Source organism: Paenibacillus sp. FSL L8-0470, from assembly GCF_038008625.1.
Lineage (GTDB): Bacteria > Bacillota > Bacilli > Paenibacillales > Paenibacillaceae > Paenibacillus_AQ.
Genome location: NZ_JBBOZM010000001.1, coordinates 5,611,073 through 5,625,563 on the forward strand (window position 1 = coordinate 5,611,073; position 14,491 = coordinate 5,625,563).

Annotated in this window: 14 protein-coding genes; all 14 read right to left on the reverse strand. The window is 50.8% G+C overall.

The window, feature by feature from the left end; genetic code table 11:
• Positions 1 to 20: 20 nt before the first annotated feature.
• Positions 21 to 332 (reverse strand): YlmC/YmxH family sporulation protein, encoded by a 312-nt coding sequence (locus NST99_RS25680; protein ID WP_038600462.1) that lies wholly within the window; start codon positions 330 to 332, stop codon positions 21 to 23.
• A gap of 194 nt (positions 333 to 526) precedes the next feature.
• The gene (sigG, locus tag NST99_RS25685; RefSeq protein ID WP_038595349.1) at positions 527 to 1,309 is read right to left on the reverse strand and encodes an RNA polymerase sporulation sigma factor SigG; all 783 of its coding nucleotides are present in this window, start codon (positions 1,307 to 1,309) and stop codon (positions 527 to 529) included.
• Positions 1,310 to 1,387: 78 nt separating this feature from the next.
• Positions 1,388 to 2,107, reverse strand: a complete 720-nt coding sequence (sigE, locus tag NST99_RS25690) for an RNA polymerase sporulation sigma factor SigE (RefSeq protein WP_038595351.1) — start codon at positions 2,105 to 2,107, stop codon at positions 1,388 to 1,390.
• Positions 2,108 to 2,233: 126 nt separating this feature from the next.
• Positions 2,234 to 3,181 carry a sigma-E processing peptidase SpoIIGA gene (gene spoIIGA / locus NST99_RS25695; protein ID WP_340896974.1) on the reverse strand — a complete coding sequence of 316 codons (948 nt, stop codon included), beginning with the start codon at positions 3,179 to 3,181 and terminating at the stop codon, positions 2,234 to 2,236.
• Between the two features lie 251 nt (positions 3,182 to 3,432).
• Positions 3,433 to 4,443: an Rpn family recombination-promoting nuclease/putative transposase gene (locus NST99_RS25700; protein WP_341095425.1), complete on the reverse strand. Its 1,011-nt coding sequence runs from the start codon at positions 4,441 to 4,443 to the stop codon at positions 3,433 to 3,435.
• A gap of 122 nt (positions 4,444 to 4,565) precedes the next feature.
• Positions 4,566 to 5,678 (reverse strand): cell division protein FtsZ, encoded by a 1,113-nt coding sequence (ftsZ, locus tag NST99_RS25705; protein ID WP_341095427.1) that lies wholly within the window; start codon positions 5,676 to 5,678, stop codon positions 4,566 to 4,568.
• Positions 5,679 to 5,739: 61 nt separating this feature from the next.
• Positions 5,740 to 7,002 (reverse strand): cell division protein FtsA, encoded by a 1,263-nt coding sequence (gene ftsA / locus NST99_RS25710; protein WP_341095429.1) that lies wholly within the window; start codon positions 7,000 to 7,002, stop codon positions 5,740 to 5,742.
• Positions 6,989 to 7,258 (reverse strand): hypothetical protein, encoded by a 270-nt coding sequence (locus NST99_RS25715; RefSeq protein ID WP_341095430.1) that lies wholly within the window; start codon positions 7,256 to 7,258, stop codon positions 6,989 to 6,991. The genes ftsA and NST99_RS25715 overlap by 14 nt, the downstream gene beginning before the upstream one ends.
• An 89-nt stretch (positions 7,259 to 7,347) precedes the next feature.
• Positions 7,348 to 8,109, reverse strand: a complete 762-nt coding sequence (locus NST99_RS25720) for a cell division protein FtsQ/DivIB (RefSeq protein ID WP_341095431.1) — start codon at positions 8,107 to 8,109, stop codon at positions 7,348 to 7,350.
• Positions 8,110 to 8,173: 64 nt separating this feature from the next.
• Positions 8,174 to 9,457, reverse strand: a complete 1,284-nt coding sequence (murA, locus tag NST99_RS25725; protein ID WP_341095433.1) for a UDP-N-acetylglucosamine 1-carboxyvinyltransferase — start codon at positions 9,455 to 9,457, stop codon at positions 8,174 to 8,176.
• A gap of 358 nt (positions 9,458 to 9,815) precedes the next feature.
• Positions 9,816 to 10,931: an undecaprenyldiphospho-muramoylpentapeptide beta-N-acetylglucosaminyltransferase gene (gene murG, locus NST99_RS25730; protein WP_341095435.1), complete on the reverse strand. Its 1,116-nt coding sequence runs from the start codon at positions 10,929 to 10,931 to the stop codon at positions 9,816 to 9,818.
• A gap of 5 nt (positions 10,932 to 10,936) precedes the next feature.
• A complete protein-coding gene (gene spoVE / locus NST99_RS25735; RefSeq protein WP_038595363.1) occupies positions 10,937 to 12,034 on the reverse strand; it encodes a stage V sporulation protein E in 1,098 nt (365 codons plus the stop codon).
• Between the two features lie 49 nt (positions 12,035 to 12,083).
• On the reverse strand, positions 12,084 to 13,505 hold the full coding sequence (murD, locus tag NST99_RS25740) for a UDP-N-acetylmuramoyl-L-alanine--D-glutamate ligase (RefSeq protein WP_341095439.1): 1,422 nt from the start codon (positions 13,503 to 13,505) through the stop codon (positions 12,084 to 12,086).
• A gap of 3 nt (positions 13,506 to 13,508) precedes the next feature.
• Positions 13,509 to 14,474, reverse strand: coding sequence for a phospho-N-acetylmuramoyl-pentapeptide-transferase (mraY, locus tag NST99_RS25745; RefSeq protein ID WP_341095441.1), 966 nt, complete (start codon positions 14,472 to 14,474; stop codon positions 13,509 to 13,511).
• Positions 14,475 to 14,491: the final 17 nt, after the last annotated feature.

Consider the following 14,491-nt stretch of genomic DNA (forward strand, 5'->3'; position numbering starts at 1 on the left):
TCAAAAAAAGACGCACCCGGTTAATATGTGCGCCTTTCACTGCGGTCCCCCCGTTCCAAATACATCGTTTCCCGCTCTTCCTGACCTTGGGGCATTCTGGACTCCTCTATCTTTACGAGCACAACATCAGCACCAATCTTAACGATATTCCTCCAGGGAATGATCAAATCAGCGCCACCTCCAAAGAGCCCCATAAACCGTGTATACCCGGGCACAATGATTGCATCAATAACTCCGCGGCGCAGATCGAGCTCCAGATCACTGATTTGCCCGAGCCGCTTGCCGTCGACAATGTTAATGACATCCTTGGTCTGAAAATCAGAGATTTTCATTTTTTTGCCTGTGCCTATTGAATCCTCGTTCACCTCACCACCCCTGTACTTTCAGACATATAGTCCAATATATGTTGTTCGGGCTTGGCAACATGCAATGCAATATATATTTTCCAATATAGTTCTACATACAAAGGGGTATCCATAAGGGTTTATAGCCCCTTGGATACCCCTGCTTCATCTATCGCTGTTACTCAGGTCTTCACATGCTTTTGCATTTGCTGGATGGCCGATTTCTCAAGTCTGGAAACCTGGGCTTGAGAGATCCCAATCTCATCGGCGACCTCCATCTGGGTCTTGCCCTCGAAGAAACGCATGGACAGTATCCGCTTCTCGCGTTGTCCCAGTTTGCGCATCGCTTCCCGCAATGCAATTTCCTCAATCCAAGAGACATCTTTATTCTTATCGTCACTAATCTGGTCCATCACATAAATCGGGTCCCCGCCGTCATGGTAGATTGGCTCAAACAAGGAGACCGGGTCCTGGATGGCATCTAAAGCAAAAACTACATCTTCTTTCGGAACTCCCAACGCCTCGGAAATTTCAAAAATCGTCGGCTCCCGGGAATTCTGGTTCGTCAGACTGTCACGCACCTGCAGGGCCTTGTATGCAATATCCCTGAGCGAACGTGATACCCGAATCGGGTTATTATCGCGTAGATACCTGCGGATTTCACCGATAATCATCGGCACTGCATAGGTGGAGAACTTCACATTTTGCGATAAATCAAAATTATCGATGGCTTTCATCAACCCGATGCAGCCTACCTGGAACAGATCGTCAACGAACTCTCCCCGATTATTGAACCTTTGAATAACACTAAGAACAAGTCTAAGGTTACCATTTACCAATTTCTCTCTGGCGGATCGCTCGCCCTGCTGCTGCAGCGAAGTGAACAGCTCCCGCATTTCCACGTTTGTTAGAACGGGCAGCTTGCTGGTGTCCACACCGCAAATCTCGACTTTATTTCGGGTCATGATGATTTACCTCCCAAGGAGAAACATTACTGTACATTATCTCCCCGGTCCGGCATTTTATTCCTTGCTGATTTATGCTTACACCATCTTGTTAAACTCCTTGCGCAGCCGCTTGATAATTCTTTTTTCCAGACGCGAAATATAGGATTGGGAAATACCCAGCAGATCGGCCACATCCTTTTGCGTTTTTTCTTCTCCCCCGCGCAGTCCAAATCTTAGCTCCATAATCAGGCGCTCCCGCTCACTCAGCTTTTCCAGTGCCTTCTGCAGCAGCTTTCGGTCCACTTGCTCTTCGATGTTACGGTAAATGGTGTCGTTCTCGGTGCCAAGCACATCGGAGAGAAGCAGCTCGTTGCCGTCCCAGTCAATATTTAGCGGTTCATCAAAGGACACCTCACTCCGTGTCTTGCTGTTGCGCCGCAAATACATCAGTATCTCATTTTCGATGCAGCGTGAGGCATAGGTAGCCAGCTTGATTTTTTTCTCCGGATCAAACGTATTGACTGCCTTGATTAGTCCAATGGCCCCGATAGAAACAAGATCTTCAATGTTAATGCCGGTGTTCTCAAATTTCCGGGCAATGTACACAACGAGCCGCAGGTTGCGCTCAATCAGCATAGCCCGGACGGCCGCATCGCCGCTGGACAGCCGCTGCAGCAAATACTCCTCCTCTTCCCTAGTCAAGGGAGGAGGCAACGCCTCGCTTCCACCGATATAATAAATTTCCTGGCTTTTCAGCCCCAGCAGAAACAGCATGCGGTAATATTGCAGTTGCAGCGCTAACTTCCATTTGACCATTCTTGTTCCTCCTCCAAGAAGTACACAGTAACCCTGTGATATTTCTTATCCCATCCATTTCCCTGCTGCCCTGCCCAATTCCCTTTGTCCGATATTAGGATTGAAATGCAAATGCTTCTGCGGTTATCAGCATGGCAGCGCCGCGTCAGCAGCCTGTTCTCTTTGGGCGAGGTCAGGGTGTATGACCGCCCGGTACGCGCCGTCTCCCGACAGTGTCCCGCCATCCAGCCCGATGAGCACCCTTTTGCTGTAAAAGGTCTCCTCACCCAGCTGTATCTTCACAAGATCCGGCTTCAGCGCAAGCATAAAGGATGAACCACGGTTGATGCCCCTATAAGGGACAAGCCGCATCCTATCCTGCCAGGCAAAAGACTGCCCGTCCGTTTCCAGCAGAAGGGTGTCTGCGCTCGTCTGTGTCAGCCTCCCTTTCCATGAAGCAGGCAGATGGCCTTCCCAGAGCGACGCCTCCATCACCATTACCGGAATCCGCGTCAACGGATCACTGAGCCGGTTCCCTGTATCCAGCAGCCCTGGACAGACCACAGTTACGCCGTCAATTTCCACTGTTACCTCACCAATATACGATTCGAGCTGCTCCCTGCGGACCCGTGAAGAATGGAAGAGCTTAAAGAGGAGCAGTACCAGCGGTAAGACCGCAAGCACAAACCAGAAACCGATCTTCATCCGGTATGCTTGGCCTCCTGAAGAGGTAAACAGAATACCGTTCCAGATGTCGCCTGAGCTCTGCAACAAATAGTGAATACCTACAATGCCGCCGGCTGCTGCAAAATTAATAATATAAAAGGCCCCCAACACGCGGAGGTAGCTTTGCAGACTCCTGAATCCAAAGGCAATCCACAGCATGACTACCGACAATCCGAATTTAATGAGGAAGGTATAGAGAAAAGACAGCTCCGGTACGAACATCATCACTACATAAAGCGCGCCAACCAGCGCGGAAAGCGCCAGTCTCCACCAGGAGACCTTAAGTTTAACCAGCCAGCCTGTCAGCCATAGAAGAATGCCATCGATCAGCAGATTGGCAGCGAAAATCAAGTCAATATAAACTACCAATGCATTCACCTGCCTAAGGGCTGCTCTCTATCCTCAAGGCCAGGGATCAGGCTCTCTTTTTGGACGATAAGATTAGTATAGGAACTCTCGCATTCAAAGTCTGTCTAAACTTGGGGGGCGTTCTTAAGGTTTTTTTGTCGAGTTATAGCGTGACAGAGTTAACTTGAGGGGTTGGAGCGGCTCGAGGCTTATCATTACAGCATAAAAAAGCCAGCCTCTAAATCTAAAGGCTGACTTCAAAATCCCTATTCTTAAATTCGCTTCATAGACTCTAATTCTTCATCTGTAAGACCCGTTGCCGTTCGGATCGCATGATAGTCCAGTCCCATCGCAAGCAGATTTCTGGCCACTTCCAATCTTGCTTCTAATTTCCCCTCTAATTTCCCTTCCAGCTTGCCTTCTAGCTTGCCTTCTAGCTTACCTTCCAGCTTACCTTCTAGCTTGCCTTCCAGCTTGCCTTCCAATCTCCCCGCCAGCTTGCCTTCCGCCTTACCTTCCTCTATACCCGCAGCTCTTCCTACCGCTCTTCCCTCAGCCAATCCTTTGGCAAAGCCCTCTGTAAGCGCCCCGTCTCTTTGCGAAGCCTCATCCAGCAAAAACTTCTGGCGGGCTTCATACTTCATGCGGGCCTCCTCATCCTGGCTCAGGAATTGCAGCGTATCCATTGCCTTTTTCAAGACAGGCTCATTCATGCTAAGCACCTCCCAATTCGAATCGTCTATTCCTTTCAGAAACAGCAGCCAATTGACCAAACCGCCTTCACCGGGAACAGGCGTATGCTCCAGCTTCGGCAGCTCCAAGAAATGAATTTCAATATCGTCTGCGAGCGGAGTTCCATTCCTATCTTCCCGCAGATGAAACACACTATGAGTATGCTCATTGGGCAAAACTTTATAATTTAATATATTGATGGTCACACATTTTTTGAGATCTTTATACTTGCCTGTCTCCTGCAGCTGCCCCGAATATCGTTTGCTCCAGTAATAGAGCGTGCGTTTCTCAATATCATATTTATTAAACAGCTGCATTTCAATATTAATCAACTTGCCTTCCTCGGTCTTGGCCCATATGTCGAATATCGATTGCTTATCCAGCAGATCATCCTTATCCGTGTATGGATTCAGCAGCACCACTTCATTCAGCGGAGGTTCCCCCGCATCCGAAAAAATACCGTTAAGAAAAGCCAACAGCACATCCTTATTGCCCTCGCTTGCAAAAATACGTTTAAATACAAAATCAACCCGGGGATCAAGCAGTTTCATTGTATCCTCTCCCGTTACTAGTATTATAACAGCCGGTAAACCAAAAAGCACCGTATCCACCCATAGCTGATCGCTAGGGAGATACGGTGCTTCCGTAAATCTATTTACACTATACTATTTTATTAGTCATTATTGCCGCGCGTACGGTTGCGCAGGAATGTTGGAATGTCCAGCTGGTCTGAGGCCGTCTGATTGCCAAACGGACGCAGATTGGCATTCTTATCAGGCGCAGCAGGTTCGCTGCTCGCCGATGGACGGCGGGCCGGAGCAATAGGTGAAGGTTTGTGTTCAAAGCCGGTAGCGATTACCGTAACTTTGATTTCATCCTTCATGCTTTCCTCAATGATGGCACCAAAGATCATATTCACTTCAGGATCCGAAGCAGAGGTAACGATCTCGGCTGCTTCATTCACCTCATACAGGGAAAGGTTGGAACCCCCTGTAATGTTCATGATCACGCCGCGAGCACCTTCAATGGAGGTCTCCAGGAGCGGACTCATGATCGCTTTGCGGGCCGCCTCCGAAGCACGGTTCTCGCCAGTGGCGATACCGATACCCATAAGCGCTGAACCGCGCTCCGTCATAATTGTCTTCACATCGGCAAAGTCAAGGTTGATCAGGCCGGGAACCTGAATAAGGTCGGAGATCCCTTGCACCGCCTGGCGGAGTACATTATCCGCTTCACGGAATGCCTCCAGCATTGGGGTTTTCTTATCCACAATTTCCAGCAGTCGGTCATTGGGAATCACGATCAGTGTATCGACCTTTTCCTTGAGCGCCTCGATGCCAAGCTCTGCCTGAGTTGCACGTTTTCTGCCTTCAAAAGTAAACGGACGGGTCACGACGCCAACCGTCAATGCTCCGCACTCTCTGGCAATCTCAGCAATCACAGGCGCTGCGCCTGTACCGGTGCCGCCCCCCATACCAGCGGTAACAAATACCATGTCCGCGCCTTTCAGAGTATTTGAAATCAGATCACGGGACTCCTCGGCCGCTTTCTTGCCCACCTCAGGATTGGCACCCGCGCCAAGTCCCCGGGTCAGCTTGTCCCCAATTTGCAGTTTATGCTCCGATTTGGCCATATGCAGCGCTTGGGCATCTGTATTAACTGTGATGAATTCCACACCCTGAACGCCATTTTCAATCATCCGGTTGACAGCATTGCTACCGCCGCCGCCCACGCCGATGACCTTTATTTGCGCCAAGCTCTCCATTTCAAAATCAAATTCCAACATATTGTTCCATCTCCCCCTCAATGTGCTTGGATGGCCAGTCCAAGTATATCTGGACTTACACTTATATGAACTCGCTGAACATATTCTTTAGACGTTCCACCAAACCCGGCTTCGATACAGCTTCCTGATTTGGAGCTGCATTCTGCTTGTTCCGGTTGACCGTCTTTTTATTCCCGCTGCTGCTGTTTCCGCGTCCGCGGAATCTGCGGACAACGTTATGCAGGATGCCTACTCCTCCGGTAAATCCGGGATCGCGGACTCCGATATAATCCGGCACCGCAACGCGCACAGAGGCTGATAGTTCAGTCTGGGCTGCTTTTAATACCCCCGGCATAGATACAGTACCACCCGTTAGTATATAACCTCCGGGAAGCTCATTGTAACCAAGCCGCTTCACTTCCTGACGAATCAGATGGAAGATTTCCTGCACTCTCGGTTCAATGATCGCCGCAAGATCTTCCTGATTAAATTCTTTTTCCACATTGCTGCCGATCCGGAGCACCTTGAACACTACGTCAGAAGCGGCGTCGTCAATCCAGGCGCAGCCATACTTCAGCTTCACCTTCTCCGCCTGATCAGTAAGTGTACGGAGACCGTATGCGATATCATTGGTTACAAATTCTCCGCCGATCGGGATCGTGGAGGTGGCACAAAGGGAACCTTCTTCATATACGGCTATCGTCGTTGAGCCCGCACCGATGTCAACCAGCACGGAGCCCATTGATTTCTCATCTTTGGAAAGCGCCAATCCGCCGGCTCCAAGAGACATCAGTACAAGATCTTTGACTTTAAGTCCTGATTTCTCTACGCAGCGAAGCAGATTATGTATTGGCGTTTTGGCCCCGGTAATAATCGTCGCTTCCACTTCCAGACGAACTCCGATCATCCCGCGGGGATCCTGGATTCCTTCAAGGCCATCGACGATATATTGCTTGGCGACAACATCAATTACCTCGCGTTCAGGAGGCAGTGCAATAACTTCTGCTGCCTTGATTACACGATCGATATCATCTTCGCCGATTTCACGATCCTCATTCTGAACGGCCACGACACCATGACTGGATTGAAGCCCGATATGATTGCCGGAAATGCCGACATAGACCTCGGATATTTGTATACCGACCATTTGCTCCGCATGATCTACAGCACTCTTGATCGATTGCACAGTCTGGTCGATATCTACAATCGCACCTTTTCGTATTCCTTCCGAATCAGCAGATCCAACGCCAATAATATTAAAGGTTCCATTAGTAACTTCCCCAATAATTGCCCGAACTTTGGATGTACCGATGTCCAAACTAACAATGATGTCATTGTTGCTCAAGCCCTATGGCACCTCCTGTTATTATCAAAATGAAATGTAAAGCTGATTTAGTTTTTGGTTTCCATTGAAGAAAAACTTCTCTGTACATATTCAACATCTCTAATCCTTTCCCTCTTTTTTCTACAAATTTTTTGAGTGGGATAATATGACAAGCATCTCGCATGAAGACAGCAGCTGCTAGAAACCTGAAAACAGGCATTTTATTACATGAAATATAAGTGTAATAAAGAAATGTCATCCATATTTGATACTTCATTTCAAAAAATCCGAAGAAAAAAGAGGGACGTTGCCTATTGCCCGTAAAACCGATTGTAGCATTTTTTTCTTACTATTAGTAGGGCCTATTTACTCTTGCGTGTCCTCTTTCACATTCTCCTCTTTTACAGGTGCAAAAGGAACATAGGAATCCGCTTCAAGCATCTTGATCAGTCCGGGCTCCTCTGTCTCTATCACTTGATTTAAATACTCTACTTTATCCTTAAGCAAAGAAATTGCCGTAATGACTTCAAAATGCGAACGGGTATACAGCTTGATGCGGTCTGGAAAGGATAATGTTGGTGATGGCACAATCTCAGAAATGTCACTGGTCAGTTCATTCGGAATACTGGCGAGAGCCTGGCACAATTTGGCTTTATGGGGATCATCTTCCCCCCAGCTTGTCAAGATCGGCTTCTCCACCGCAATGCCCGTTTCATTCACGGAAACAGCAGCGCCGCTGGATAGAATAGCCTCCAGTATGCCATCTTGATCCAATTCATAGGCCACTGCAGGGTACTCCTTAATACTGATGGTGACTAGTCCGGGAAATTTTTTTTCCACACTGGCCTCCTGAACCGTCTTGAGCTCCTTAAGGCGATCAGCCACTGCATCATTAGAGACGGCAAAATACTGTCCTCCGAGGGCAAGTCCGCTTTTCTCAAGCAGCACCTCACGGGTGGAATATTTGTTTCCCTGAAATTGGATCTCTGTAATCCGGCTCATTGACGAGCGGAAGAAAATCACGGCCAACAGCGCAATAAACAGCAGCAGCAGAATGAAAGTAATCTTTCGGCTCATTTTTTTGGTAGGCTTGTCCTCTTTAAGAAGAGGTAAACGGGTTTTTGGCATCTCATATCTCCGTAATAAGGCCCTGTCTCCTTCCCACGCATGAAGCTGAAGGAGACAGGGAGCTTTAATTGGCCAAATCAAACGGACCCGGCACAGGTACTTTGCGGCTGATGCGTGCACCCAGCTTCTGAAAGAGCTGCTCAATGCCGTCATATCCGCGGTCAATATGATGCGCCTGCTCAACAACCGTGGTTCCATGAGCGGCGAGTCCGGCAATCACCAGGGCAGCTCCCGCCCGCAGGTCGGTTGCTTCCACCGTTGCTCCATACAGTCTCTGCACCCCGCGGATAAACGCACGGTTCAGATCAATGGAAATATCGGCGCCCATCCTGGCCATCTCCTCCACATGCTTGAAGCGTCCCTCGAATACCGTCTCTTTGATGACGCTGAATCCGTCGGCCAGCGACAGCAGCACCATTACCTGAGATTGGAGATCTGTGGGAAAGGAAGGGTAGGGAGAAGTAACGATTCGTTCCACCGCACGGGGGCGTCCCATGCAACTGATATTAATTATATCATTGCATACGGTGATTTGAACACCAGCCCTCCTAAGCACATGGATCAGGGAGGTTAGATGCCCGGCATTGGTATGGGTCAATGTAACGTTGCCCCGCGTGGCGGCAGCGGCAATCATGACCGTTCCGGCGACAATCCTGTCGGGAATAACCTCGTACGTACAGGGATATAGCTTCTTTACACCTTGAATCGTAATGGTATCGGTACCGGCACCTATAATCTGGGCACCCATCTGATTCAGGAAATTCTGCAGATCCTGAATCTCCGGCTCTCTGGCCGCACCCGATATCGTTGTCGTTCCTACTGCCATGGAAGCAGCCATCATAATGTTCTCCGTGGCTCCGACACTAGGATAATCAAGATGTATATCGCTTCCCTTAAGTCTTGCGGCCCGGCAGGAAATCCGTCCATTACTCTCTTCAATTTCCGCCCCCAGCTGCTTCAGTCCCTGCAGATGAAGATCAATCTTGCGCTCCCCGATCGCACAGCCTCCCGGCTGATAAATCGTCACCTCTCCAAATCTGGATAATAACGGTCCCATCAGAAAAATAGACGATCTCATCTGCCGCATTAAATCCTCAGGAACATGGGAAGTGCCCAGCATTGACGTGTCAATGGTCACCGTCTCGTCTTCATGCACGCCCCTGCAGCCCAGCCGTTCCAAAATATTCAGCATTGTTTCGATGTCCAGCAGCTTCGGCACATTATGCAGTGAGTGAACTCCTTCGGCCAGCAGGCTTGCCGCCAGGATCGGCAGCGCCGCATTTTTTGCTCCATGGATACGTATGGTGCCTGACAGGGGGTTTCCACCCTCAATCACCAATTTGTCCAATGTATCACCTCCGAGATTACCGCTCACCCACCACAAGCACTTCCCGTACAAGGAGCAATGAAATGTGCGGGATGGCCCTCCCGCTTTGTCATCTCATAAACCGGAAGTGCCCTGGGTGATTGTCACGATTATAGGATTATCCTATGTTCATAACCCCGGGTGTGTGACAGTGGAGGATAACAAGAAGAGTAACGCACTAAGGACTGGTCCGGCACGGAGAATTGCTTGCTGTTCACCAAGAAACTCACAACCTCTTAACTAGAGAAAAAGTGCGCATTTCCCGGCCTAATTGACTGTTCATGTAAGCGGGAAACAACATCGACTTCAGTTATACATCACCCAACAGCCTGCAGAAGACCTAGGCTTTACGGTTGGCCACGAGCCTGCGCAGCTCAGCCACGACCAGCGAGGCGGAATCTCTTTTGCCGAGACGTCTTGAGGCTTCCGACATGTTTCTCTGCACATCTTCTGCGCCAATAATATTCTGTACAGCCGCCAGCAGGGTCTGGCCGTTCAGATCCTTCTCCAGCAGTACAACCGCCGCGCCTTCACGTTCCAATTGTCTAGCATTTGCTTCCTGATGATTATTCGTCACGTTGGGTGACGGGATAAGGACGGAGGGAATACCCAGTGCCGTAATTTCTGCAAGAAAAGATGCGCCTGCCCGGTTCACAATCAGAGAAAGACAAGCCAGAACCTCGGGCATATTGTGAATATAGGGAAGGATATGCAGCCAGCTTGGCTCGCTTCCCAGCTTTTGACGCAGGGCTTTCCGGGTTTCTTCGAAATAGGACTCGCCGGTAACATACACATAATGAACACCATTACCCTTACCCACATAAGGGGCCATCTCAATCATCGCCTGATTGATGGCCTTAGCCCCCCCGCTGCCTCCGACAACCAGCACCACTGTGCTGCCTTCAGGAATGCCCAGTGATGCGAACCCTCTCTGAGCGCTGGCAGTCGTTACGGTAGTTGCCCGGGGATTGCCTGTATAAATGACGTTTTTGCCTCCCGGAAAAGCCGATTCAGTCCCTTCAAAGCTTACGGCAACTGTGTCAGCATACCGGCTAAGGAAGCGGTTCGTAAGCCCGGGAATGGCATTCTGCTCATGAATCAAGGTCGGAATTCCAAGACGGGAGGCCGCATAAACGACCGGGCCGCAGACATAGCCCCCAGTACCGATCACGACATCCGGTTTAAATTCCCTGAGCATTTCTTTGGAGGCTTTAACCCCCTTGAGGAAACGCATGACTGTCTTTACATTGTCCATGGAAAGCTTCCGGCGGAAGCCCGTAATATCAATCGCCTTGAATGGAATTTTCTCCTGGGGAACGATTTTGCTCTCCAGACCACGCTTGCCGCCGATATACAAAAAGGCAGAGCCCTTGTCTTCCTCTTCCAGCTGTCTGGCGACGGCGACGGCGGGATAAATATGTCCCCCCGTACCCCCGCCGCTTAATACGATACGCATGTCTCTCACCTCGCATAACGGGATAAATTCAGTAAAATACCGAGTGCTGTAAGCATCAGGGTCAGCGACGAGCCTCCATAGCTGATCAGCGGGAGCGTAATGCCCGTTACCGGCATCATGCCGATGACAACACCGATGTTGATGATGACCTGGACAGCCACCATACAGACGATGCCTACGGCCAGATAACTGCCGAAACGGTCAGGCAGGCTCATCGCCACCTTCATCCCGCGCCAGATCAGAATCAGAAACAGCAGCAATACCGCCAGCCCCCCGATAAATCCGAGCTCTTCGGCCAATATAGAAAAAATAAAATCAGTCTGCGGCTCCGGCACGTAACTGTACTTTTGCCGGCTCATGCCCAGTCCAAGACCGCCAAGGCCGCCTGGTCCAATCGCATACAGTGACTGGATAATCTGGTAACCGGCGCCGAGCGGATCCGACCAGGGATCCAGGAATGCTGTAATGCGCTGCAAGCGGTATGGTGCGGCAGCAACCAATCCGGCGAACCCGGCGATGCCGGCCACTCCGAGTGACAGCAGATGCTTCATCCGGGCTCCTGCTGTGAACACCATCATCAGAGCCGCACCGAACATTACTGTACCAGTGCCCAGATCCGGCTGCAGCATAATCAGCCCAAAGGCAGAACCAATCAATGCCAGGGGAGGAAGCAGCCCGCGAGTGAAGACGGAGATATCATAATCATCCTGTCCCAGCCATTTTGCCAGAAAAAGAATCATCCCCATCTTCATAAACTCGGAGGGTTGAATTCCGAAGGAGCTGATGCCCAGCCAGCTCCGCGCACCGCCGCGCACAACCCCGATTCCGGGAATGAGCACCATCACCAGCAGAACGAAGCAGATGATCAGAGCAGGCTTCGCAAATTTTTTGAGCACCAGATAGTCCGTGTTGGCAGTAACAAACATTGCCCCGAGACCCAGTCCGGCAAACAGCAGCTGCCTTTTAACAAAATAAAACGAATCGCCATAATTGCGGAAGCCCAAAACGGACCCGGCGCTGTACACCATCACCATGCCGATTGCCAGTAGAGCCAGAATCGGAATCAGCAGCCAGATATCGGGCGCATGACGGGATTTCTTCATCAGGAGCACACCTCTTGCATCCGTAGTAGGGGCTTATCCACCCCCCTACTTAAAGGTTATGCACCGCCTCTTTAAAAATACGCCCGCGCTCCTCATAGGAAGTAAACATATCCCAACTTGCACAGGCAGGAGACAGGAGAACAACATCTCCTTCTTCCGCAAGAGCGGAAGCCTCCCGGACAGCCTGCTGCAGCACGGCGGCGGCGCTCTCCCCATTATCGACGGAGATGATGTGCTTTACTCCTGCCATTTGCGCCACACTGGCCAGCTTGTCCTTTGTTTGCCCCAGGACCACCAGCCCCTTCACATTGCCGCTGAGGACAGGCAGAAGCTCCATATAATCGGACCCGCGGTCGAGTCCCCCGGCGATCAATACAATCGGCTCGCGGAACGAAGCCAATGCCATGGAGGTGGCTTTGGAGTTTGTTGCTTTGGAATTGTTGTAGTAAGCGGCGCCAGCCTTATCCGCCACATATTCCAGACGGTGCTCCACCCCGCGGAAAGAAGCCAGCACAGCCCCAAGATCCTCCGGAGCTGCTCCGGCAGCGATGGCGATTCCGCAGGCAGCCAAGGCATTCTCAACATTGAACCGCCCCGGCAGGCCAATGGAATCCACCGTGGCAATCTCCGTCTCGCTCTCCGAATAATCACGATAAATGATTACCCGATTGTGGTCATCTTCGGTATCCGGCACAAAAGAGGGACGGACAAAGATGCCCTGAACCAGCTCCTCCGTCATGGAGAAGGGCAATATGCTGCCTTTGATGTAAGGAACCAGGCCCCGGCAAACCGGATCATCCCAGTTCAGCACAGCCGTGTCAGAAGGCTCCTGGTTAGCAAACAGCTTCGCTTTGGATGCCACATAATCGTCCATATCGCCATGATAATCCAGATGGGTTTCGGCTACGTTCAGCAGAGCACCCACCTTGGGACGGAAGGTCTCCGTCCCTTTAAGCTGGAAGCTGCTTAGTTCGACAACCATCCAGTTGTCCTCATCCGCCTCCAGAGCGGCCTGAGAGAGCGGCGTACCGATGTTGCCGGCAACAATCGGCTTCATCCCTGCGGCCTCCAGCATGCGGCCTACCCAGGTCGTAGTCGTTGTCTTGCCGTTGGAGCCGGTAATACCAATCATGGGGGCGGCACAGAGCCGGTAAGCCACCTCCACCTCGGTCACAACCTCGATGCCTAGCTGCAGCGCCTGCTGCACTGGAGGAACAGTGTAGGGAATGCCCGGATTTTTGACCACCAGGCTGACACCTGAATGAATCAGTCCTTCCGGATGCCCGCCGCATATAACAGAAATTCCCAAAGATTCCAGTTCGGAAGCTTCGGGACTTTGATCTCTTTCCTTTTTATCGTTGACCGTAACTACCGCACCGCGCTCATGCAGCACTTTGGCCACCTGGACGCCGCTTTTAGCCAGCCCCAGGACGACCACCTCTTCCCCACGGTACATATCCGGATGTTTCATTGTTTACAACCCCTTGCTGATATATAGTCCTACTGCCGCCAGCACAAGGCTAACCGCCCAGAAGGAGACAACAACCCGCCATTCCGACCAGCCGCCGAGCTCAAAGTGATGGTGGATCGGGCTCATTCTGAAAATGCGCTTGCCGCGCGTTTTAAAGGAGGCTACCTGCAAAATAACAGACAACATCTCAACCACAAAAACTCCGCCAATCACAACAAACAGCAGCTCGGTTTTGGTCACAATCGCAATAGCCCCGATCGCACCGCCAATTCCGAAGGAACCGAAGTCTCCCATAAATACTTTTGCCGGATGGGCGTTAAATACCAGAAAACCTAACACCGCCCCGATCATCGCCGCTGCGCAGACACCGGCAGCAATCGAGGTAGCCTGCATGGCCACTACGGCAAAGGCGGCAAGCGCAATCGCGCTGACACCCGACAGCAAGCCGTCTACTCCGTCAGTAAAGTTTACTGCATTCGTGACCGCCATCATCATGAGGATAATAAATGGATAGTAGAACCATGCGCCCCAATCGAAGCTGATGGAGGCTCCCGGTATGCTGATGCCTGTATTATGGCCGGCGTTAATCAGCAGAACGCATAACACTACCCCGATCAGCAGTTGACCTGCCAGCTTTTGGCGGGCTGTAAGTCCCAGCGAACGCTTGAAAGCAATTTTAATATAATCATCAAGGAAACCAATCAGCCCGTAGCCGAGCGTTGCTACCAAAAGGACATAAAAGTCCGAATTCACCACGGAAAATTTCAGAAAAGATAAAGTGAAGGCCACCATAATTATGATGCCGCCCATGGTAGGCGTTCCAGCCTTTTTCAAATGAGTTTGCGGTCCGTCATCACGAACCTGCTGTCCGAATTTCATCCGTCTCAGCAGCGGAATGATCAGCGGAGCGGCAATGACCGCAAGGATAAAGGACACAGCAATCGTCAGCAGCAGCAGTTGATAATCCATGGGTACACCCCCTCCAA

Coding starts and splice junctions, on each gene's coding strand:
- NST99_RS25680 (WP_038600462.1), bottom strand. CDS start 332: ATGAAAATCTCTGATTTTCAGACCAAGGATGTCATTAACATTGTCGAC.
- sigG (WP_038595349.1), bottom strand. CDS start 1,309: ATGACCCGAAATAAAGTCGAGATTTGCGGTGTGGACACCAGCAAGCTG.
- sigE (WP_038595351.1), bottom strand. CDS start 2,107: ATGGTCAAATGGAAGTTAGCGCTGCAACTGCAATATTACCGCATGCTG.
- NST99_RS25700 (WP_341095425.1), bottom strand. CDS start 4,443: ATGAAACTGCTTGATCCCCGGGTTGATTTTGTATTTAAACGTATTTTT.
- ftsZ (WP_341095427.1), bottom strand. CDS start 5,678: ATGTTGGAATTTGATTTTGAAATGGAGAGCTTGGCGCAAATAAAGGTC.
- NST99_RS25715 (WP_341095430.1), bottom strand. CDS start 7,258: ATGAAGTATCAAATATGGATGACATTTCTTTATTACACTTATATTTCA.
- NST99_RS25720 (WP_341095431.1), bottom strand. CDS start 8,109: ATGCCAAAAACCCGTTTACCTCTTCTTAAAGAGGACAAGCCTACCAAA.
- murG (WP_341095435.1), bottom strand. CDS start 10,931: ATGCGTATCGTATTAAGCGGCGGGGGTACGGGGGGACATATTTATCCC.
- spoVE (WP_038595363.1), bottom strand. CDS start 12,034: ATGAAGAAATCCCGTCATGCGCCCGATATCTGGCTGCTGATTCCGATT.
- murD (WP_341095439.1), bottom strand. CDS start 13,505: ATGAAACATCCGGATATGTACCGTGGGGAAGAGGTGGTCGTCCTGGGG.
- mraY (WP_341095441.1), bottom strand. CDS start 14,474: ATGGATTATCAACTGCTGCTGCTGACGATTGCTGTGTCCTTTATCCTT.